Here is a 23,370-nt window from a genome sequence, read left to right on the forward strand (position 1 = left end):
AGGTGATGCCTATGAGTCTGCTCGCCTCTTTGGCACGCCGCGGCGTGATCTTTATCTGGCATAGCAGTTATCAGCATTAATGAAAAAGGTCGCCACAGGCGACCTTTTTACTTGGTTTTGCTTTTTCGACTGCGTGTGGTCTCAGGTCATTGGGGAGACCAAACCAGCCAATCTTCATGGGCCTCGGGATACAGCACAAAGCGGCTGCCATTGCCAAGCTGGTTGCCGGCAGCGGTGACGGAACGGGTTGCGACCCCAATACCGCCGACGAGAATGGTTTCCAGCGAGCCGGTTTGTACCTTGGCGCCAGAGAAGAGTCCGAATTCAAAATTCACGCCGGAGAGATCGAAAAATACGCTGCTGGCATTGACCAGATGTCGGTATTCGGCATCGATATGGACAAAGAGCTCCACCTGGCTGCCACTGCTGTTGAGCGCATAGCCATCGACGCCGCCAATGGCAACGCCACGGTAGAAAATTTGGCTGCCTGCTTTTATCGAGCCCAGAGATGGCCTCTCGAGCGTCAGCTTGAGTGCGTCCGTGGCTACGTTGGCATAATGTGGCGCGCGGCCAACGACCTCAAAACGATGAGTTCGCTGTGGTGCTTTGCCCGGCAAAACAGAGATGAAAGGGCCGGTTATAATGGCTTCCGGCGCCTTGATACCCTGCAATGAAATCTGCACATCCTCCAGCAGATAACGGCTGTCCTCACGGCTGAAATTATCCGCATATTCTCCGTAGAGATACGCGCGGGCAACAAGCTTATGTAAATCTGACGACAGCTTCACTTCCGTGACTTCACCTATTTGATGCCCCTGATAGCGAATGGGAGCGCCGGCCGCGATGCGGGATTCAGCACCCATAATCAGCTCCACCGGTTGTGCCTGTGCCATAGCCAGGGTTTCGGACTCATAGAGGCGTCCCGGATTTTTGGCTTCGCCCTGTGGGAGCAGACCAATTGCGATGCCACCGCTGATAAGACCGGGCAGGGTAGCAACATCCACTTTCAGCCCTTTAAGGCTGGCATCCACTGAAATGGCACTGTGTTTCCAATACAACGTATTGGGGCCAATCAGACGCTTAAAGGTGCCGTCGATGGCAAGCTCAATGTCAAACACGTCCAACTCGGGCTGCCAACTGACATGGGTGACTTCACCAATGTGCATCTTCTTGTAATAAACCGGACTGGATACCTCAATACCCGCGCCTTCAGTGCTTTGCAGTTTAATCTTGATACGTTGGTTTGTGGCTTTGGCCGCCAGGGCATCTTCCTCTGACGCGTAGAGTCGCAGTTCATCTTGTGCGCCCAGAGCCGTGCCGCTGCCGCTTACCAGCTTTATTGAGCCTTTGAGCAGGGCTGAGGTATCACCAACGGCAAATTTTACACCTTTGAGGGAAGCATCCAGGCTTACCGGAGCTTCAGCAACCAGATAACTGCCTCGGGTCAGAAGACGTTTAAACTCGGGCTGTATTTCTGCCAGATATTCCACTGAGCCCAAGTCCTCAGCAAGTTTTACCTGTGTCACTTCTCCAACAGGCAAATTGCGATAGCGTATTTCGGCGCCAACCTGCGCGCCCTGGCCGGTATCACTGCGAATAAGCAGATGGGCCTTTTCGGCATACATAAAATCAGGTGCTTTGCTTTCGAGGATATAGCTGCCTTCCATGGGGCCTTCGCCGGGCAGCATGGCAATCACATCGCCGGTAATCAGCCTTGCCGCATGTTTTATCCCATCAAGTGAGATATCCGCGCCTTCTCGCCAGAAGCGACTGTCTTTACCAATCAAGTGGCCCTGGGCGTGGTTGATAAAAACGCTTAAGCTGACGCCTGAATCAGTCAGTCTGGTATTGGTGACCTTACCGATTTCCAAACCACGATACATGACAAGGCTTCCTACACCGAGGCCATCGGCATTGTCTGTGGTCAGCTCCAGTAAATAACCACCCAGCGCATCGGTTTCACTGCCATGAAGCACAAAACTGTCGCCATGGCTGGCGCTGATACCGGCATCAGAGCTGCTGAAGCTGATCCCACCGGCAAGCAGCGCCGCCAAACTTTCGCTCTCAACCTTGATACCTTTCAGGGACGCGTCGATGCTCATGCCTGAGACATTCCAGAAACGGCTGTCTTTTTTCACCAGGTGGGCATATTGCTCCTGAATAAAAGCGCCTATGACGATTCTCTGATTGCCTTCGAGGCGATAGCTCACCACGTTACCTACTGGAATTTGGCGAAAATAGACACCGGATCCCACATCCAGTGAGCCAAGCTTGTCGGTACTCAGCTCCACCAGTATGCCTTCGTTGCCCGGCGCCATGGGGGGAGCCTCCCGCAGTGCGTCAAAACGGGTGACTTGCTCGCCGTCACCTGGCTGTACTGCGATGTAGTTTCCAGAGAAGAGCGCATCCAGACCTGAGACGCCGGTAATGGAGGCCTTTGGGGATACCAGCCAAAACTGAGTGTTTTCTCTGAGGTAAGGTGCCGCTCGATAATCCATCATCACAGTGACGTTGACCCCCTTGAGGTCCTCATCCATGGCGATGTCGGTCACCTTACCGACGGTGAGCCCCTGATATTTGACCAGGGTTTTGCCCACGTCAATCCCGGAAGCGCTGGGAAAATGGACAAAGATTTCTACTCCGGACTCGCGGATACTCTTGATACCCAGCCAGGCCGCCAGCGCCAGGGCGACCAGAGGCAGCAGCCACACCGGCGAAAACAGTTTCTTTTTGACTACCTTGGGTGCTTCAATGTTTGTCATTTTCTAAGTCCAATCGATCCCAGAGTAAACGCGTATCCAGTACCTTGGCGGCAAGCTGTGTCAGCAAAATCACCAAGGCAAATGCGGTTGCAGCCGGTGCGGGTTTGGCATCCAGCAATTGCCCCATATTCACCAGGGCAACGGTTAATGAAATTACAAATAAATCCAGCATGGACCAGCGGCCAATCCACTCAATAATGTGGAAGCCAGCCATCAATCTGCGTTTGGACACCGGCAGGGAAAAACTGATGGCGGTAAGGTAGGTAGCCAGTCCGATGATCTTTAACCAGGGCACCAGAATGCTTGCAGTAAAGACAATAATCGCAATTGGCAACATATCGGAATGCACCAAATGCTTGATACCGCTGAAGATAGTGTCGTGGGTTACCTTGCCTTGGTTTACCAGGGTGGTGATGGGGTAGACGTTTGCCGGAATAAGCAGAATGGCGGCAGTGATGAGCAGTGCCCAGCTTTTTTGAAGACTGCCGTAGTCCCGTGCCTGATTGTCTGCGCCGCAGCGGCTGCAGTTTGTCACATTCACTGGGTTGGTTTTTCTACACACGGGGCAGAGGCACTGGCCCATTTCCTTTCCGGTGGTCTGGACATTGTCAGTCATTCAGGCGACTCCACATGTGTTCTATATTGTATTCCCGTTGCAAAAACAGGGTCACCAGGAACAGCATGGTGAAAGAAAAGGTGCCAACGCCAAAGTAGATATCTGAAAAGTCAGATAATTGAAATGCAGAAACCAAAAAGCTGATCACATAGATTTCCAGCATGGTGATTTGGCTGAATAAACCGTGACGGCGAAGCAGCCATTTATACAGATCCCGTTGCCATCCTGGATTGAGGCCCATTTTAACAAGCAGGATCTGCGACATAATTGACAGCAGCAGCAAGCCGGGGCCTATAACGGCGGCGACGAGCACGGCAATACCCACTACCCAGTAGCCCAAATCCATCACTGCCATGGCGCCCTGAAACACCGTTGCAGTGCGCACGGACCCCAGAAAATGCAGTTCGAGTACGGGGAAAAGATTGGCCGGCAGAAACAGCGCCACAGCAGACAGGCAAAGCGCCAACATGCCGTTGATAGAGCAGAAGGGAGTGTCATACAGCGCCGTGTGACAACGGGGGCAAAGCGCCCTGACCCCACTGGGTAAGGCACGGCGCCGCACCGCCAAATCGCAGGCATGGCACAGGATCACCGAATTGTCGATATCGTCATGATGCATAGAAGCGTATTGCAGATCCATGGCTGACAGGTACCCCAGCCGGGGTGATGCCTGACTCTGCCTCCTTTGGAGGCGGTTTCAGCGTACGAGTGTATCAGATCATGTTAAACACTTGCATCCCCTGAAAAAAACTGTGACACTTCGTCACTGTATAAATAAACAGTATGAGGGCTATCATGGCGGTAATCACTCAATTTGTGGTGGTCAGAGATGGGGTTGAGAAGATGACATTTACATCGAAAAAGGAGGCGGATGCCTACGACAAGATGCTGGATATCGCTGACAGCCTGATCCCATTTATCGACAATGCAGAATGCGGTCTCGATGAAGCGACAACGGAAAAGTTGGCCTTCTATTTTGCCACCCATAAAGATGATTTATCATCGCTGCTCAAGGGTGCGTCGCCCGGCGTGGCGACGGCACCGGTAAAAAAGGCAGCCCGCAAGGCTGCAGAAAATGACTGAATATCGGCAGGAAATTGCATGAAACACGCGTTTTACGACACCTTAAACCGCCAGGCTGAGGCTTTGCTTGCCGGGGAAGACGACATGGTTGCCGCCATGGCCAATTTCTCGGCGCTATTGAATGAACATATGGACGACTTGAATTGGGTTGGTTTCTATGTTCGCCGTGACGATACTCTGGTACTTGGTCCCTTCCAGGGCAAGGTTGCCTGTACCCGTATTCCCTGGGGCAAGGGGGTGTGTGGCACCGCAGCCGCCACCGATACGACGCAGCGTGTGGCCGATGTACATCAATTCGAAGGTCATATTGCCTGTGACTCGGCATCAAACTCAGAAATTGTGGTGCCGGTAAGGCATCAGGGCAGTGTAATAGCTGTGCTCGATATCGACAGTCCCAGTTTTTCCCGCTTCGATGAGACAGATCAGGCAGGGCTCGAGACCCTGGTGAGAACCCTGGAAAAGGCCTTGTTCGGTCAATAAGTCGCCAGTTTTCGTCAAATCCCAGTCGCATTCGCCCAAGCGGTCACTATAATAGGCTGCTTGTGCGTCTGCCTCGGGAGTCACTTCCCGGCGAATAGTAAAAATTGTTAACAATAGTTATTAACGCTTTGGCAAGCGCTCGGAAGATGCTAATTTGTGTGTTGGCCCCCGGGCTAACGTATAGAGAATAACCTATGTCCCGCAATCGCTTGCAATAAACCGGGCATACATACCTAGTAACTGTGGAAGTAAAGATGGAATCAACAGAAAAGTTGACCGACACCAATGCGATTCTCGCGTATTTATATGAAACCTTTCCTTTGTGCTTCGTGGCCGAGGGTGAAACCAAGCCACTGAAAATTGGATTGTTTCAAGATTTGGCTGAAAGGTTGGCTGATGATTCTAAGGTCAGTAAAACACAATTGCGTGTTGCCCTGCGCCGATACACCAGCAGCTGGCGCTATCTGAAGTGCATCAAAGCCGGTGCGGTACGCGTTGATTTGGACGGCAACCCCTGCGGTGAGCTGGAGCAGGAACACATAGACCACGCACAGGCTACACTGAAAGAAAGCCAGGACAAGGCAAAAGCAAAGCGTGCAGAGCGCAGCAAGGATGAAGGCGATGCCGACAAAGCGCCTCGCAAACCTAAGCGCAAGCCTCAGCCTCAAGCGCGTCGTGACGCCAAGCCTGCAGCCAAAGATAAGCCCAAAGCCGCAGCGCCCAAGGCGCCGGCCGTTGCCGTTAACCTGGTGCCAGCGAAGCTCGAAGAGCTCAAAGTCGCCCAGCGTGTTAACGTGAAATTGGGCATGTCTCCAGTGGCAGGTTCGATTGTGGACATCAATAAGGGTGATGTGCATGTACAGCTGGATTCAGGCTTGACAGTGAAAGTCCGCGCCGAGTATATACTGCTGTAATTCATTGAAGTTTAAGGAGTAGCTTGTTGATGCGAAAACTATCTTTGGCGGTATCCATCGCCGGGATCCTGATAGGATCCTCAGCGTGGGCCATAGCGCCTGCCATTCAAATCGATGAGCTGCCCTCTCTGGTACAGGAGCCACAGCACAAGGTGGCCTCCAAGCGGGTGGCAGATCTCTTTACCCGCTCGCACTACCACAGATTCAGCCTGGACGATGCCTTCTCTGGGCAGATTTTCGACCGTTACCTTAAACAGTTGGATTACCGACGCAATGTGCTGACGCAAGCCGATGTACAGAGCTTTGAGAAGTATCGTCATCAATTTGATGACATGCTTAAAAACGGTGATATGACCGGCGCCTACGACATGTTCGATCTGGCCCAAAAGCGCCGTTATGAAGGTTTTGTGTACGCACTGAGCCTGCTGGATAAAGAAATGGATTTTTCCCAGGCGGGCGATAAGTACGAGTACGATCGTGAAGACGCACCCTGGGCTAAAGACGAATCTGAAATACAGGAGCTTTGGCGTCAGCGTGTTAAGTACGATGCGCTGAACCTCAAACTGACCGGCAAAAACTGGACAGAAATCGTTGATGTGCTGCAAAAACGCTACAACAACGCCATCAAACGCCTGGGGCAAACCCAGAGCGAAGATGTCTTCCAGACAGTAATGAATGCGTTTTCCCGCAGCATCGAACCCCATACCAGCTACCTTTCTCCACGCAATGCTGAACGTTTCCAGATGGAAATGAACCTGAGCCTCGAAGGCATAGGGGCCGTGTTGCAGATGGATGATGACTATACAGTTATCAAGAGCATGGTGGCCGGTGGCCCGGCTGCCAGCAGCGAAAAATTGTCACCGGATGATCGCATTATCGGTGTTGGTCAGGAAGGCGGCGCCGTGGTTGACGTGATTGGCTGGCGTCTCGATGACGTTGTCGACCTTATTAAGGGCCCCAAAGGCAGCAAGGTTACCTTGCAAATTCTGCCGAAGAAGGGCGGCTCCAATGCCAAGCCGGTAGAAGTGACTCTGGTCAGGGACAAGATTCGCCTGGAAGACCGCGCTGCCACCTCTAAAGTGATTGAGCCCAGTGACGGTCAGTATGCCAACCGCAAGGTCGGTGTTATTCAAATCCCGGGTTTTTACATGAACCTGTCTCAGGATGTGGCTAAAGAGCTGCAAACCCTGAAAGAGGCAAAAGTTGAAGGTGTCATCATTGACCTGCGTGGCAACGGTGGTGGAGCCCTGACCGAAGCCGTACTTCTGACCGGTCTTTTCATCGATATGGGGCCGGTGGTTCAGGTGCGCGATGCCAATGGGCGTGTATCCCAGCACAGGGACAACGACGGCAAGGTGACCTACTCAGGACCCTTGACTGTGATGGTTGACCGTTACAGTGCTTCAGCCTCTGAGATTTTTGCTGCCGCGTTGCAGGACTACCAGCGAGCACTGATCGTGGGCGAGTCCACCTTTGGTAAAGGCACAGTCCAGCAGCATAAGGGCTTGGCTCGCATTTACGATCTGTACGAGAAGCCAGTAGGCCATGTGCAGTACACCATTCAGAAGTTTTACCGTATCAACGGTGGCAGCACTCAGCTCAAAGGGGTCACACCGGATATCCCGTTCCCAAGCGCGCTTGAGCCCGGTGAATATGGCGAGGCGGAAGAAGATAACGCGCTGCCATGGGATAAAGTGCCTGTTGCGCAATACAGTACCGTCGATGCAATCAGCTCTCCTCTGATTGCTGAACTCGAAGCCAAGCATCAGGGACGTATTAAGTCAGATGTAGAATTTGGCTATATCTATCAGGATATTGCAGAATACAAAAACCTTCACGATCAAAAGTCCGTGTCGCTGGTGGAAAGTGAGCGTATCGCTGAACGTGAAGCCGATGACAAGAAGCAGCTCGATCGCACCAACGAGCGACGTATCCGTGCCGGCATGGATAAGGTGGCAAGCCTGGATGATATCGAAAAAGATATCGAAGCGCCGGATCCGCTCCTTGATGAAACCGCCTACATTACGTTGGATCTGGTGGATGCGGGCAAACTTGCTGCAACCAGCAAGCACTGACGTACGACTTTGATGTAAAAAACGCGCTCCGGCGCGTTTTTTTTCAGGACAAACCACAAGACCTGAAACCCCATTTTTAGAACACTTTCGAAAAGGACCTGACATGTCTGAATTACAGGCCAAACACTTAAAAGATTACCAGTCCCCGGCTTTTACCATTACCGAGCTGGATATGTTGGTGGATTTGTACCCCGATAACACCCGCGTCATTGCTGTTAGCCAGGTGACCCGTTGTCGAGATAATGAAGCCCTGCTGCTTGATGGAGAAGGCCTTGAACTGAAGTCGGTCAAGGTAAACGGCACGGCTCATCCACATCAGGTTGTCGATGGTCAGCTAAGACTGGAAGGCCTGCCAGCAACCTTTGAGCTTGAGATTGAAACCCTGATAGACCCTGTGGGCAATACCAGCCTCGAGGGGCTGTATATGTCAGATGGGGCTTACTGTACCCAGTGTGAAGCCGAAGGCTTCCGCCGCATTACCTATTTCCTGGACCGTCCGGATGTGCTTGCCAGGTACCGGGTACGTATTGAAGCCCCAAAAGCCGGATTCCCCTATTTGCTCAGTAACGGTAACAAGGTCGAAGCCGGTGACGTGGGTGAAGAACGCCACTTTGTTGTGTGGGAAGACCCGTTCCCCAAACCGGCATATCTGTTCGCTCTGGTTGCAGGGGATTTCGACCTGCTGGAAGACAGCTTCACTACCCAAAGCGGCCGTAAAGTCGCGCTCCAGGTCTTTGTGGATAAGGGCAATCTGCACAAAGCTCACCACGCTATGGCAAGCCTTAAAAAGTCTATGGCATGGGATGAAAGTCGCTTTGGTCTTGAGTACGATCTCGACATCTACATGATTGTGGCCGTTGACTTTTTCAACATGGGTGCCATGGAAAACAAGGGCCTGAACATATTTAACACCAAGTATGTTCTTGCCGACACCGAAAGCGCCACCGACGATGACTTCCACGGTATTGAGTCTGTGGTGGGGCACGAATACTTTCACAATTGGACCGGCAACCGGGTGACCTGCCGAGACTGGTTCCAGTTGAGCCTTAAAGAAGGCTTGACGGTATTTCGCGATCAGGAGTTCAGCTCCGATGTTGGCTCTCGTGCGGTTAATCGCATTCAGGCTATTAAGGTTATTAAAAATCAGCAATTTGCCGAGGACTCTGGTCCAATGGCACATCCGATCCGCCCGCAAAGTGTGATTGAGATGAATAACTTCTATACCGTGACCGTGTACAACAAGGGCGCCGAAGTCATTCGGATGATGCACACCCTGCTTGGAGAGGCCGGTTTCCAGGCTGGGATGAAGCTGTATTTCCAGCGCCACGATGGTCAGGCAGTCACCTGCGATGATTTTGTCGCGGCCATGGAAGATGCAAGCGGCGTGGATTTGCGTCAGTTCCGTCTGTGGTATAACCAGGCCGGTACCCCAACGCTCAAGGTCTCTGACAGCTTTGATGTCAAAAGTGGAGAATACCGCCTTGTCGTGGAGCAGCTTTTGCCGCCACAGGCAGGTGAGGATGCCAAGCCGATGCACATTCCCTTTGATGTGGAGCTTATCGGTGAAGATGGCAAGTCGCTTGTAAACAAGGTGCTTGACGTTAAAGAAGCCCGTAACGAGTTTGTGTTCGAGGGACTGAGCGCCAGGCCGGTGCCATCACTGCTGCAAAACTTTTCGGCGCCGGTGAAGCTTGAGTACGACTTTACCACGGCTCAGCTAATCAGTTTGATGCGTCACGCAAGCTCTGAAGTAGCGCGGTGGGAAGCGTCGGTCAGCCTTATCAGCCGAGCCATTTGGGGTAACGTGAATACCCTTATTGCCGGCGGTGATATGGCGCTTGATACCCGAGTGGCCGATGCCTTCCGTGCCGTGCTGCTGGATGCCCAGCTTGATACTGAGCTTGCCGCCGAAATTCTCAATATTCCGTCTGTCAACGCCTTGATTGAGCAGGTCGACAGCGTCAACTTCGATGCTCTGGTCTCGGCCCGGGCTTTTGTGCTGGAAGAGTTGTCGGCCAATCTGGAAGACGAGCTGCTGGTTCGCTACAGAGAGCTTTACAACGTCGACTCAGCGCCGGCGCGGGCCCTCAAGAACGCCTGTCTTGCTATGCTTGCCCGGGGCGGTTTGTGCCCGGAAGAGATGGTGGAAGCGCAGTTTAAAGACAGCCGCAATATGACTGACTCCCTCGCTGCACTTGCTGCCGCCATGGCCGGTGAGCACGACTGCCTTGATGCGCTTCTCGAGCGGTTTGAACAACGCTGGGTGGATACGCCACTGGTAATGGATAAGTGGTTTATGCTGCAGGCCAGCCGTCAGGACGATGCTGTTCTGGGTCGTATCGATTCGCTCGTGTCCCATAAGGCGTTCAGCCTCAACAATCCAAACCGGGTGCGTTCATTGATTGGCTGTTTTGCGGCCAACAATCCTGTGCAGTTTCACCGGGAAGACGGCGAGGGCTATCGCCTGTTAACCCGTTATCTGAAGCAGCTTAACAGCGTCAATCCTCAGGTGGCGGCGCGGATCATCACGCCACTCATTCAGTTTGGTAAATTCGATGAAGATCGTAAGCAGAAGATGAGAGCCTGCCTTGAAGAGCTGATTGCATTGCCTGATTTGTCCCGGGATCTGTACGAAAAGGTATCCAGAGCCCTGTCGCAGTAGTGGTTAACCTTTCAATGGTCGGAGCCTGTGCTATTACATCTTCAGGTGTAGTGCACAGGTACACCGTATAGAAGCTTAGGTGTTTATTGGGGCATGCGTCCAGAATCGCGCAGCCCCCCCATTCGCGGAGTGATACGTTGGAACTCTTTTTTCGGCTTAACGTCGGCTTTAATGACTTTTTAAAATATTATCAAGGCGATGCGACCATGGTCGAGGTCAAGGATATTGAGGGCAGGGTGCTTTGGATCAATGCCAGGCATTTTCGTCCCTATGTTACCCGTAATGGAATACAGGGACTTTTCCGCATGGAACTCGATAAACAGGGTGAGTTGCAGTTGTTACAAAAATTAGAGTAATAACTTAAAACGTTTGATTTATTCGAGTTTGGCGAATTAGCCCATTCGCAAGCGGCTAAGCTATTGAAAAAAGCTGACTAATCCTACCAGTTGTGAGACACAATTCTGACAACTCAAAAAAATTCAAATTCACACCTTTCAGTTTGGCTGCCAATAGCACCTAAGTGCTCAATTCTTTAGAAAATTTTCTCCATACCCGCCTTGCCGTGAACCCGTAATTGCTGTAACAATGGTGTTACCTGTAGGCTAACCACATGTTGGTTGCAATACCTATAAAAAAGAATCCAGCAGGTTACGGAGAGAAGCTAACATGAAAAGTGTTAAAAAGGGTTTTAACAAGACGGCGCTTTCTTTGGGGGTTGCGTCAGCCCTGAGTCTGGGAAGTATTCCTGCTCAGGCCGTATCGTTTGATTGGGGCGAAGTGCAAGGGTCTTTCGATTCTACCTTCACCTTGGGTGCCAGCTGGCGCGTGGAAAAACGCGACTGGGATGGCCAAATCGGTAAGGTCAATCACCCCAGATTCGATTGGTCCAACTATTCTGCATTTGGCAACACCAAGTACACCTCGGCAGAGATCTGGGCTCAACCCGGGTCTTACTCAAGTAACAACGATTTGAGTAACTTGCTTTATTCTCAGGGCGATACCACGTCCGAAATATTCAAAGGCCTGCACGAACTGTCGCTGAAGTATGAAAACTTCGGTCTGTTTGCCCGTGGTATGTACTTCTACGATCGCAAACTCAATGATGGCAGCTTTGGCTATTCAGACCCTATCACCGGCAAAGAGTTTGACCCTTGTGCCGACAAGCAGGCCAAAGAATTACAGTGTAAAGACATCCGTCTGCTGGACGCCTTTGTTTATGCCAACTTTGACTTTAATGATGGCCAGAATCCGCTGACTGTTCGCGTGGGTGACCAGGTCGTCTCCTGGGGGGAGAGCACCCTGATTGCCCACGGCATAGGTGTAATTAACCCCGTCGACCTGAACATTCTCAATGCCCCGGGAGCTGAGCTCAAAGAAGCCTTCCGCCCTCAGGGGATGGTGTGGGCCTCATTGGGGGTAACCGAAAACCTCAGCCTCGAAGCCTTTTACCAGTATGACTGGCAGCCTATTTGGGTTCCTACACCGGGCTCGATTTTTGCGACCAACGACTTTGCCGGTTACGGTGGCTATCAGCAAAATGCTCAGCTCGGCTTTAACGCCAACCCTGACATTAACCTCGACTTTATTCAGGCCGAATACGAAAAACTCGCGCAAATGATTGTATCAGGTGCGTTTTCGTCTCCTGAAGGCACTCAAAGCCTCATCCGCGCTGCCCTGGCATATCCAACCAAGGTAACGCTGATCGAAGACGAAGCACAGGCGAGCGATGATGGTCAGTATGGTATTAAGCTTGGCTACTATGCCCCTGAGCTGGGTGAGACCGAGTTTGGTCTTTACTACATGAACTACCATAGCCGTCGCCCACTCATCAGCGGTACCGCGGCCAACTTCGATCTGGTTCCACTGCTGACTGACATGACCACAGTGGGCATGAATGCCGGCAATATCGATCGCGACCTTATTCTGGGACTCGAGAGCTTCTCCAAGGCTCAAATCGTATATCCCGAAGACATTCAGCTTTACGGTTTCAGCTTTAACACCCTGATTGGTGATACGTCGGTAGCCGGTGAAATAGCTCACCGTCAGGACGAGCCACTGCAAATAGACGACGTAGAACTCCTGTTTGCCGCTATGCCGCAGCAACTGGCAAACTCAAACGTGGTTGGTGGCAGTTATGAGTTCTTTGATGGCCTGTCCCAGTATCCTGAGTACTTCGGTAAAGAAGTTAAGCCAGGCGATTATGCCGAAGGCTTTATCCGCGTTGATACCACTCAGGCGCAATTCACGCTGACTCACCTGTTTGGGCCGACGCTGGGTACCGATAACCTGACAATGTTGGCGGAAGTGGGCGGCATTTGGATCCACGATATGCCATCCCATGATGAACTGCGCCTCAACGGCCCCGGCACTGCCCGCAGCGGCGGCCGGGATGGTTACGAAGGGGTATTGCAGATTGTTCATAATGGCCCCGAGACCAATCCGTTCCCAACTGATTTCGCCTGGGGTTACCGTATCGTTGCCAAGGCCGACTACAACAACCTCTTTGCGGGCATCAACGTGTCACCACGGGTGATTTGGTCACACGATGTTGATGGTATCACGCCAGACCCACTGTTCCTGTTTACCGAGGGACGTAAATCAGTGGCCTTCGGCATCAACTTTGATTACCAGAGCCGTTGGGGCGCCGATCTGTCTTACAACAGCTTCTTCGGTGGTGTAGGTACCACCAACGCCATGAGCGATCGCGATTATGTGTCGTTCAATATCAAGTATTCTATCTAAAGGACAATAACAATGAAGAAACTTGCGATATTGTCTGCAGCGGTAATGTTTGCCTTGGGTGGCGGCGCTGCAGTGGCGAAAGTCTCCGAGGCCGAAGCGGCCAAATTGGGCACCAGCCTGACCCCCATGGGCGGCGAAATGGCGGCTAACGCCGATGGCTCCATCCCAGCCTGGAATGGTGGTATCACAGCTGCGCCAGCGGGTTACCAAAAAGGCGATCACCATCCTGATCCCTATTCGGCCGACAAGATTGAATACACCGTGACCAAGGCCAATCTTGAGCAGTACAAGAGCCTGTTAACCCCCGGTCAAATCAAGCTGTTTGAGCTGTACCCAGATACTTTCAAGATGAACGTCTACAAAACCCAGCGCAGCGCTTCTGCACCGCAGTGGGTGTATGACGCTACCAAAGCCAACGCTACCCGCGCCGAACTGGTTCAGGGCGGCAACGGTGTTCTGGGTGCCGCCGTGGGTATTCCATTCCCCATTCCTCAAAATGGTCTTGAGGCTATCTGGAACCACATACTGCGTTTCCGTGGTGTCGACATCGAAACCCAGCGTAACCAGGCTGCCCCAGCCAAAGGCGGCGGCTACACCCTGGTTGAACTGTCTGAACAGCTGCGCTTTGAGTATTCTCAGCCCGACATGACACCCGAAAAGCTCAAAGAAGCCAACACGCTTGCGCTTTTCAAGCAGGTTGTTACCCAGCCTGCGCGTTTGGCCGGTACTGCGCTTTTGGTGAAAGAGACCCTGGATCAGGAAGCCCTGCCTCGTCAGGCCTGGACTTACAACACCGGGCAGCGCCGCGTGCGCAAGGCACCTAACGTGGCCTTTGATACTCCGGGTACCGTATCAGACGGTCTGCGTACCACTGACGACTATGATATGTTCAACGGCTCACCAAGCCGCTACAACTGGGAGCTTGTCGGTAAAAAGGAAATCCTTATTCCTTACAACGACTACAAGTTGCACTCTGACAAGGTCAAGTACGATCAGATCCTGACGCCCGGCCACATCAATCCTGATTTGGTACGTTGGGAGAAACACCGCGTGTGGGAAGTGAAGGCAACCCTGAAAGACGGCATGCGCCACATTTACAAGACCCGCGTGTTCTTCCTGGATGAGGACTCCTGGCAGGTGTCAGCCACCGACATGTACGACAATCGTGATGAACTCTACCGTGTGGCCTTCGCCCATGGTCTGAACTATTACGAAGTGCCTGCGCACTGGAGTACGTTGGAAGTGTTCCACGACCTGCAATCACGCCGTTACCTGGCCATTGGTCTGGATAACGAAGGCAGCATGTACGATTTCGATGCCAAGCTGTCTGCTTCCGACTTCACCCCGGACGCGCTGCGTCGTGAAGGCGTGCGTTAATTCTCATCAGCCAATAAACCGGGGCGCGTTATGCGCCCCGAATTTTCAGCATTAGGATGTTTTTATGTTGCTGCGAGCCTTGTTGCCACTCTCGTTTCTTTCCCTTGCCCTGATCTCTGTCCAGGCGGCAGATAGTCCAAGGCACCAGCTACAACCCAATGCGGTCAACAGTCTGTTACTGGATGTCGTCAGTACCGGTGAGCACTTGGTTGCTGTGGGCGAGCGTGGGCACGTACTGCTCGGTAACGGCAGTTGGCAGCAGGTTGAAACCCCAACGGATGCACAGCTCACCAAGGTATTTTTCCTCAATGACCAACTGGGCTGGGCTGTTGGACATGACGCGACCATTATTCATACCCGGGATGGCGGGAAAACCTGGGAAAAACAGTTTTCAGCCCCGGAACGTGAACGCCCCTTCATGGATCTGTTGTTCGTGGATGACAAGCGAGGGTTCGCGGTAGGCGCCTATGGTCTTTTCTTTACCACCTATGATGGTGGGAAACAGTGGCAGGAAGTTTTTCATCAGGAGCTCCTGTTTGAGGAAGACCTGGCTTATCTGAATGAACTCAAAGACTCAGATCCCGAGGCCTACGCCATTGAGCGCGCTTCTTTGTTGCCCCATTTCAACCGTTTGCTGCGCCTTGAAGACGGCCGGCTGTTAATGGTGGGCGAACTCGGGTTAGTTGCCGTATCAGATAATAACGGTGACAGCTTTACCCGTTTACCATTCGACTATGAAGGCTCGATGTTTTCTGCCATTCAACAGGGCAACAGCGTGTATGTGATGGGCCTCAGAGGCCACGTGTTTGAAGCCGGTCTGGCGCTGGATGACTGGCAGCAGCTTGATTTGCCCGTTGAATCCAGTATCAACGGCGCCCTTGCAGATGAGAAGGGCACGATTTACTTTGTGGGTAATGCCGGTGTCATACTCAGCAAAACAGGCGGAGGTGAGGTTGCGTTACTGGCGCGCCGTCAGGGCGAAAACCTGGTTGCTGCGGCCAAAGACAGCCGCGGTAAAGTATGGCTTGTGGGAGCCAAGGGCGTCTTTGCGCTCGAGGATGCCCAAAAACACTAATCAATGCGTCTATAACGATAACAACAGGACCTAAGTGATGTTGGAAAAACTGGTCAATGGGTTTGAAAGTTTTCTCTTTCGCCATCGTGGTTGGGTAATCAGTGTCTTCGTGGTGCTGACAGCCTTTTTGGGCTATCAGGCAAGCCAGCTCAAGATGGATGCGGCATTTGTCAAAAACATTCCCCTCAACCACAGCTACATGCAAACCTACCTCAAGCATCAGAAGGACTTTGGCGGCGCCAACTCCATTATGGTGGCCGTGGAGGATACCAGCGGTAATATCTTTAATCCGGTATTTTTTGATGCACTTAAGAATGTGCATGATCAACTGTTTTTTATTCCCGGTATCGAACGCTCCCAGGTGAAATCCCTGTTTTCTCCGTCAACCCGTTTTACTGAAGTGGTGGAAGACGGCTTTGCAGGAGGCCCCGTGATCCCCGCCGATTATGTCAACGACGACATGGGCCTGGCGGTGGTGCGAGACAACATTGAAAAGGCGGGCATTGTTGGCCGCCTTATCGCCGAGGACTATAGCGCCGCCATGGTGTCGGCCCAGCTGATGGACTTTGACCCGCAAACCGGCGAGCCGCTTGACACCATTGCCCTTGCCGCCAAGCTGGAAAACGAACTGCGCGGCAAATATGAAACCGACACCATCAAGGTGCATATTATCGGTTTTGCCAAAATGGCCGGTGATGTGGCCGATGGTGCCAAGGGGGTGCTGCTGTTCTTTTTGATAGCCATCGCTATTACTGCAGTGATGGTGTTCCTCTTCAGCCGCTCGCTGGTGCTGACTTTGTTGCCCTTAAGCTGCAGTCTGATTGCCGTGGTGTGGCAGTTGGGGTTACTGACCGTGGTCGGCTTTGGACTGGATCCCATGTCGATATTGGTACCGTTTTTGGTATTTGCCATCGGGGTCAGTCACGGGGTTCAAATCATTAACGCTGTGCGTCAGCGGGTGCTGGATGGGCAGCAAACCAAGGCGGCGGCCGCGTCGGCATTCCGCAGTCTGCTGGTGCCCGGCGGTGTGGCGTTGCTGTCTGACACTGTCGGTTTTATCACCCTGCTTGCCATCGATATCGGCATCATCCGTGAGCTGGCTATCTCGGCGTCATTGGGTGTGGCAGTGATTATTTTCACCAACCTGATTTTGTTGCCGATAGTAATTTCTTTCTTTGAAATCAACACCAAAGAAGACAACGGCCGTGCTGCGCGCAGCAAGGCGTTCTGGCAGCCATTCTCACGTTTTGCCGACATTCGGGTTGCCGCCGTGGTCCTGCTCGTCACCGCTGGTATTTATGCACTGGGGCTTAAGGGCGCCAATGAGATGAAAATCGGCGACCTGCAGGGCGGGGCGCCGGCGCTTCACGCCGATAGCCGCTACAACCAGGATACCTTTTTTATTACCGATCATTTCAGCATCACCACCGACGTGATGACCATCATCACAGAGGCGTACCCGGAAGCCTGTACTTACCATGATGCACTTGAGCGTATTGGTGAGTTCGAGTGGCAGGTTGGCAACACGCCGGGTGTGGAGTCCACCGCGAGTCTTGCCTCCATCGCCCGTAAGGTGAATGCCGGTTTTAACGAGGGTAACCCCAAGTGGGAGGTATTGCCCCGCAACACCTCGAGCCTGGTGCAGGCGGTGGGACAGATCCCAACTACCTCAGGTTTGCTCAACGGCGACTGCTCAGTTATGCCCGTGTATCTGTTCCTCAAGGATCACAAGGCCGAAACCATCGAAGCTGTAGTTGCCAAGGTAAAGGCGGTCTCGGCCGAGCTGAATACCGATAAAATCCAGTTCAAGCTGGCCTCTGGTCCGGTTGGGGTGATGGCCGCCACCAACGAGGCGGTTGCCGAGGCGCAAACGCCCATGATGCTTTATGTGTATGGCGCCGTGTTTGTGCTGTGTCTGGCGAGTTTCCGCTCCTTAAGGGCGACAATCGCTGTGATTTTGCCACTGTACGTGGTTTCCACACTCGCCCAGGCGCTGATGACCAAGCTGGAAATCGGTCTTGCGGTCAGCACCCTGCCTGTGATTGCGCTCGGTGTGGGGATAGGCGTGGATTATGGCATTTATATTCTGTCCACCATGGCGGTAAAACTGCGTGATGGTATGGCAGTTCAGCAGGCTTACCTTGAAGCATTACAGGAGCGGGGCAGTGCGGTTATCTTTACCGGTCTTACTCTGGCCATTGGGGTGAGCACCTGGTTTTTCTCCGCACTTAAGTTCCAGATGGACATGGGAATTTTGCTGACCTTTATGTTCCTGGTAAATATGCTCGGCGCCATAATTATTTTACCGGCGCTGACGGCTGTGTTCTGGCCCAATCGTCGATGAGCATTGAATTCGGGGAGCCTGGCTCCCCGATTGTTTTAAACACTGAACTGCATACTTACTCTTGTTATCTGAATCCTTGTTCTTAACATTCCGTTAAAGTCCCGTCGTTACTGGATTTCCACAGGATCTACCACTAAAATTTTCCTCGAAAATCGCCCGCTTTAGTAATAAACTGCGCGCCATGACCTTGGTCACAAAATTCCGCCCGGGGTCATACGTCGGAAGCATCCATAAAATGAATAAAGCGCTGCCATAGACGCTTAAGGAAACAGCAACATGGCCTTGAAAGATGCAATGCCTTCAGTACTGCTCGAAAACGTAGTCAGTTTGATCCATTCCAAAGTCCCCAATTCACAAGCAAAGCAAGTCGAACAGTTCGCCACCTGTCTCTACGCCCATATGTCGAAGGACGATCTGCAGGCCCGCACCGACAGTGACCTCTACGGTGCCGTATTAAGCCTCTGGAACGCCCTTGGCAAGACTCCAGTCGGTGATACTCACGTTCGGGTATTCAACCCAACCCAGTCAAAACACGGTTGGCAGTCTTCTCACACCATCATCGAAGTGATCCAGCCCGATATGCCATTCTTGACCGACTCCCTCGGTATGGCATTGAACCGCCTGGGTGTAACTACCCATATGATGCTGCACACGCCGCTGGCCATGGGCCGCAGCGACAAGGGCATCGACAGTGTCGGTTTTGTGAAAGACAGCCCCGAGACAGCCGACAAAGTTGCCGTATTCCTGATTGAGATTGACCGTCAGAGCTCTGAGGCCGATCTGAAAAACCTGCTGGGTGAAGTCCAGTCGGTGCTGACTGATGTGCATGCCGCGGTAAAAGATTGGCAGGCCATGTCAGACAAGCTGACCGCCACCATCGCTGAACTGCCAAAGCAACCTTTCCCCGGTACCAAGGAAGAACTGGATGAAGCGGTTGCCTTTTTGACTTATTTGAACAATCACCACTTCACCCTGCTGGGCTATCGTCAGTACGACCTCAGACGTGTGGAAGGTGACATGGAGCTGGTGCCTAACCTTGAGTCGGGCCTTGGCCTGATGAACAAGCCCGGTAAGCACAAGCCCGATGCACTTATGCTGTCGACGCTGTCGAATACGGCCCGTAAAGAGGCGCTGGATGAGTCCCTGCTTATCCTGACCAAGAGCAGCACCAAGAGCCGTGTGCACCGTCCGGCCTATGTTGACTACATCGGCATCAAGCGTTTCGACAAGAAAGGTAATGTGATTGGCGAAGACAGATTTATCGGTCTGTACGCCTCAAATCTCTATAACCGCAGTCCCCGTGAAATCCCGCTGCTTGCCCAAAAGGTACAGCGCGTGCTGGACAACTCCGGTCTGGTGCCTCGTTCACACGATTACAAGGCGCTGGTGAACATCCTCGAAAACCTGCCCCGTGACGAGATTATTCAGGCCAACGAGCAGGAGCTGTCTCAGGTGGCCCATGGTGTCCTCGAGATGCAGGACCGCGACAAGCTGAAACTCTTTGTCCGTAAAGATGGTTTCGGCCGCTTCCTGTCTTGCCTGGTGTATGTGTCCAAAGACAGATACAACACCAAGCTGCGTCAGGACACGCAGCGCATTCTGGCGCAGCATTTCCAGAGCAAAGAAGAAGTGGAATTCACCACCTATTTTTCTGAGTCCTCGCTCGCCAGAACCCACTACATAGTAAAAGTCGATAACAACAATATGGATGTAGATGTGGCCGCCATTGAAAACAACCTGATTGAAGCCGCCCGTAGCTGGGAAGACAAGCTGTATACTTCGCTGAACCATGCCATGGGTGAAGAGCAGGGCAACCGTTTGTCCAAGCGTTACCTCACTGCTTTCTCTCGCTCTTACAAAGAAGATGTGCTGCCCAATGCTGCCGTGGTGGATATCCAGCAGCTCGAAGCCCTGGATGAAGAGCACAAGCTCGGCATGCTGTTCTACCAGCCACAGGAAGCCGCACTCAACAGCAACAAGGTACGCCTCAAGCTGTTCCACAAGGATGAGCCTATCCATCTGTCTGATGTGCTGCCAATGCTGGAAAACTTCGGCCTGCGCGTCATCAACGAACGTCCATACGAAGTGAAGACCCCAGACGGTGCCACCTTCTGGATCCTCGACTTCCTAATGATGGTTACCGGTGGCAACACCGAAAACCTCGCCGACAGCCAGGACAGATTCCAGACCGCCCTGTCTCAGGTGTGGAACAAGAAACTGGAAGATGACGGCTTTAACCGTCTGGTGCTTTCTACCGGTCTGGCCGGCCGTGAAGTGTCCATCCTGCGCGCCTATGCCAAGTACATGCGCCAGATTGATGCCACCTTCAGCCAGGCCTATATCGAACAAACCTTTGCCCGTTATCCAGAGATTGCCGATTTGCTGGTGAAAATGTTCATCCGCAAGTTCAATCCCAAGCTCAAGACCCGCACCCTGACCAAGTTCAAGGAACAGTTGAACCTGCGTTTGGAAGACGTGGCAAGCCTGGATGATGACCGTATTATCCGCCGTTACCTGGATCTGATTAACGCCACCGTGCGTACCAACTTCTATCAGACCAAGGCCGATGGCGAGGTTAAGGACTATGTGTCCTTCAAGTTCATCCCCAAGATGATCCCCGAGATGCCAAAGCCACTGCCGGCCTTTGAAATCTTCGTTTACAGCCCACGGGTTGAAGGTGTTCACCTGCGTGGTGGCAAGGTTGCCCGCGGTGGTCTGCGCTGGTCCGATCGCCGTGAAGACTTCCGCACTGAAGTGCTGGGTCTGGTAAAAGCCCAGAACGTGAAGAACACGGTAATCGTGCCAGTGGGTGCCAAGGGCGGTTTCGTCTGCAAACAGTCTCCGGTTGACGGCGGCCGTGAAGCCATCTTCACCGAAGGTCAGGAATGCTACCGCATCTTTATCCGTGGTTTGCTGGATGTGACCGACAACATCATCAACGGTGAAATCGTGCCGCCAGTGGATGTCGTCCGTCACGATGAAGACGATGCCTACCTGGTAGTGGCCGCCGACAAGGGTACCGCCACCTTCTCTGACATCGCCAACGCAATCTCCATCGAGTACAACCACTGGTTGGGCGACGCCTTCGCGTCAGGCGGTTCAAACGGTTATGACCACAAGAAAATGGGTATCACCGCCAAGGGCGGCTGGGAATCCGTAAAGCGTCACTTCCGTGAAATCGGTATCGACTGCCAGACCACCGACTTTACCTGTCTGGGTATTGGCGACATGGCCGGTGACGTATTTGGTAACGGTATGCTCTTGTCTGAGCACACTTGCCTCGTGGCCGCCTTCAACCACATGCACATCTTTATCGACCCGAATCCGGATGCCGCTGCAACCTTCAAAGAGCGTGAGCGCCTGTTCAACCTGCCACGCTCCAGCTGGGATGATTATAACCGTGACCTGATTTCCAAGGGCGGCGGTATCTTCCTCCGCAGCGCCAAGTCCATCACCCTGAGCCCTGAAATGAAGCAGATGTTGGGCACGGACAAGGCGTCCATGAATCCAACTGAGCTGATGAAAGAGCTGCTCAAGATGGAAGTGGACCTGATTTGGAACGGCGGTATCGGTACTTATGTTAAGTCTTCCCGCGAAACCAATGCCGAAGTGGGCGATCGCGCCAACGACGGTCTGCGTGTAAACGGTCGTGACGTACGCGCCAAAATCATTGGTGAAGGCGGTAACCTGGGGTGTACCCAGTTGGGCCGTATCGAATACGCCATGAACGGCGGCCGCATGAACACCGACTTCGTGGATAACGTGGGCGGCGTGGACTGTTCTGACAACGAAGTCAACATCAAGATTTTGCTGAACGCCATGGTGGCGGAAGGCGAGATGACCCTCAAGCAGCGTAACCGTTTGCTGGAGGAGATGACTGACGAAGTGAGCGAAATCGTTCTTCAGGACTGTAAAGATCAGACCCGTACCATCTCAGTGACTCAGGTTCGTGGTGCCGAGCAGCTCAAAGAGCAAATTCGCTTCATCCATTATCTTGAGAAAGAAGGCAAGCTCGACCGCGCGCTGGAGTTTTTGCCAACAGACGATGAGCTGGCAGAGCGTTTGGCCGCCGGCAAGCCACTGACTCGCCCTGAGCTGTCTGTGCTGGTTGCTTACGCCAAGATGGTCCTCAAAGAGCAGCTGCTCAAACCGGAAATCACCGAAGACAGCTTCCTGTCCAAGCTGCTGGTGAGCTACTTCCCGCAGAAACTGCAGGAACTGTACGCAGACAAGATGAATACCCACCCTCTGCGTGGTGAAATCATTGCGACTTCGCTGGCCAACGAGCTGGTGAATGACATGGGTCTGAACTTCGTTCAGCGTATGCAGGATGAGACTGGTGCCACAGTGGCCGAGGTTGCCATTTGCTACACTATGGCTCGCGAAGTCTTTGGTTTGGCAGAGCTTACCAAGGCAATTACCGCACAAAACGTGGTAGTGCCTGCGGTAGTGCAAATGGAAATGCTGCATCAGCTGCGTCGAAACGTACGTCGCGCCTGTCGCTGGTTCCTGCGTCATCGCAACCGCGCTGTAGGCATAGAACAAACTGTTGCCTTCTACAAGCCGGTATTCGAAGAGCTCAAGGCCAACGTGAACAAGTACATGGTCGCCGAAGAGATTGAAGCCATTACAGCTGAAATCCATGCCCTTGAAAAAGAGCAGGTATCCAGCGATGTGGCCAATGTGATTGCCAATATGAGCACCCTGTTCTCGGCACTGGATATCGCCCAGATAGCCCAGAATGAGAATAAGCCGGTTTCCCTGGTGGCTGAGACTTACTTCAAGTTGGGTGCCAAGGTGGAGCTGCACTGGTTCCTCGAGCAGATCAGTGCTCAGCCTGTGGCAAACCATTGGCAGGCCTTGGCCCGCGCAGCCTTCCGAGAAGAACTGGATTGGCAGCAACGCGCCCTGAGTTCAGTTGTTCTGCGTACCTGCACCGACACCTGCAGCGCAGATGCCATTATCGAAGGCTGGATTGAAGCAAACCGCGTACTGCTGGAGCGCTGGTTCCACATGCTGGCGGACTTCAAGACAACGCAAAGTCATGAATTTGCCAAGTTCTCGGTAGCACTGCGTGAGCTGAATCTGTTGATCCTGCATTGCGAAGGTCACAGTTAAACGCTGAACGCCTCATCAAGCCCTGGCAAACGCCGGGGCTTTTTTTGGCCAAAAACACGGTGCTGCTGTACACTGTGCGCCTCACCCTGCAGGCAGCCTGGCCTTAGAATAAACAAACATTA

Annotated in this window: 14 protein-coding genes; 11 read left to right on the top strand and 3 right to left on the bottom strand. The window is 52.8% G+C overall.

Going from position 1 to position 23,370, the window contains the following annotated elements; translation table 11 throughout:
• Positions 1 to 146: 146 nt before the first annotated feature.
• Genes JQC75_RS07805 through JQC75_RS07815 form a run of 3 tightly spaced genes read right to left on the bottom strand, consistent with a single transcriptional unit; the run spans position 147 to position 4,018 of the window.
• Positions 147 to 2,762 carry an MlaD family protein gene (locus JQC75_RS07805; protein WP_203326844.1) on the bottom strand — a complete coding sequence of 872 codons (2,616 nt, stop codon included), beginning with the start codon at positions 2,760 to 2,762 and terminating at the stop codon, positions 147 to 149.
• A complete protein-coding gene (locus JQC75_RS07810; RefSeq protein WP_203326845.1) occupies positions 2,749 to 3,378 on the bottom strand; it encodes a paraquat-inducible protein A in 630 nt (209 codons plus the stop codon). The genes JQC75_RS07805 and JQC75_RS07810 overlap by 14 nt, the downstream gene beginning before the upstream one ends.
• Positions 3,371 to 4,018 (bottom strand): paraquat-inducible protein A, encoded by a 648-nt coding sequence (locus JQC75_RS07815; protein ID WP_380797362.1) that lies wholly within the window; start codon positions 4,016 to 4,018, stop codon positions 3,371 to 3,373. Before JQC75_RS07815 ends, JQC75_RS07810 begins: the two co-directional genes overlap by 8 nt.
• Before the next feature lie 155 nt (positions 4,019 to 4,173).
• Here JQC75_RS07815 and JQC75_RS07820 point away from each other — a divergent pair, with 155 nt between their 5' ends.
• From JQC75_RS07820 to JQC75_RS07870, 11 genes are all read left to right on the top strand, one after another.
• Positions 4,174 to 4,461, top strand: a complete 288-nt coding sequence (locus tag JQC75_RS07820; RefSeq protein ID WP_203326846.1) for a YebG family protein — start codon at positions 4,174 to 4,176, stop codon at positions 4,459 to 4,461.
• 18 nt (positions 4,462 to 4,479) lie between these two features.
• Positions 4,480 to 4,941: a GAF domain-containing protein gene (locus JQC75_RS07825; protein ID WP_203326847.1), complete on the top strand. Its 462-nt coding sequence runs from the start codon at positions 4,480 to 4,482 to the stop codon at positions 4,939 to 4,941.
• 254 nt (positions 4,942 to 5,195) lie between these two features.
• The gene (gene proQ / locus JQC75_RS07830; RefSeq protein WP_203326848.1) at positions 5,196 to 5,855 is read left to right on the top strand and encodes an RNA chaperone ProQ; all 660 of its coding nucleotides are present in this window, start codon (positions 5,196 to 5,198) and stop codon (positions 5,853 to 5,855) included.
• Positions 5,856 to 5,884: 29 nt separating this feature from the next.
• On the top strand, positions 5,885 to 7,930 hold the full coding sequence (prc, locus tag JQC75_RS07835) for a carboxy terminal-processing peptidase (protein WP_203326849.1): 2,046 nt from the start codon (positions 5,885 to 5,887) through the stop codon (positions 7,928 to 7,930).
• A gap of 103 nt (positions 7,931 to 8,033) precedes the next feature.
• Positions 8,034 to 10,592 carry an aminopeptidase N gene (pepN, locus tag JQC75_RS07840; RefSeq protein WP_203326850.1) on the top strand — a complete coding sequence of 853 codons (2,559 nt, stop codon included), beginning with the start codon at positions 8,034 to 8,036 and terminating at the stop codon, positions 10,590 to 10,592.
• A gap of 137 nt (positions 10,593 to 10,729) precedes the next feature.
• Complete coding sequence (locus JQC75_RS07845) at positions 10,730 to 10,948, top strand: DUF2835 domain-containing protein (RefSeq protein WP_203326851.1); 219 nt, start codon at positions 10,730 to 10,732, stop codon at positions 10,946 to 10,948.
• Between the two features lie 310 nt (positions 10,949 to 11,258).
• Positions 11,259 to 13,334, top strand: a complete 2,076-nt coding sequence (locus JQC75_RS07850; protein ID WP_203326852.1) for a DUF1302 domain-containing protein — start codon at positions 11,259 to 11,261, stop codon at positions 13,332 to 13,334.
• A 12-nt stretch (positions 13,335 to 13,346) separates the two neighbouring features.
• The gene (locus tag JQC75_RS07855) at positions 13,347 to 14,711 is read left to right on the top strand and encodes a DUF1329 domain-containing protein (protein ID WP_203326853.1); all 1,365 of its coding nucleotides are present in this window, start codon (positions 13,347 to 13,349) and stop codon (positions 14,709 to 14,711) included.
• A 64-nt stretch (positions 14,712 to 14,775) separates the two neighbouring features.
• Positions 14,776 to 15,786: a YCF48-related protein gene (locus JQC75_RS07860; RefSeq protein WP_203326854.1), complete on the top strand. Its 1,011-nt coding sequence runs from the start codon at positions 14,776 to 14,778 to the stop codon at positions 15,784 to 15,786.
• A gap of 37 nt (positions 15,787 to 15,823) precedes the next feature.
• On the top strand, positions 15,824 to 18,130 hold the full coding sequence (locus JQC75_RS07865) for an efflux RND transporter permease subunit (RefSeq protein WP_203326855.1): 2,307 nt from the start codon (positions 15,824 to 15,826) through the stop codon (positions 18,128 to 18,130).
• A gap of 276 nt (positions 18,131 to 18,406) precedes the next feature.
• Positions 18,407 to 23,248 carry an NAD-glutamate dehydrogenase gene (locus JQC75_RS07870; RefSeq protein WP_203326856.1) on the top strand — a complete coding sequence of 1,614 codons (4,842 nt, stop codon included), beginning with the start codon at positions 18,407 to 18,409 and terminating at the stop codon, positions 23,246 to 23,248.
• The last annotated feature ends 122 nt before the right edge of the window (positions 23,249 to 23,370 follow it).

It is taken from the genome of Shewanella litorisediminis (genome assembly GCF_016834455.1).
Taxonomy (GTDB): Bacteria; Pseudomonadota; Gammaproteobacteria; order Enterobacterales; family Shewanellaceae; genus Shewanella; species Shewanella litorisediminis.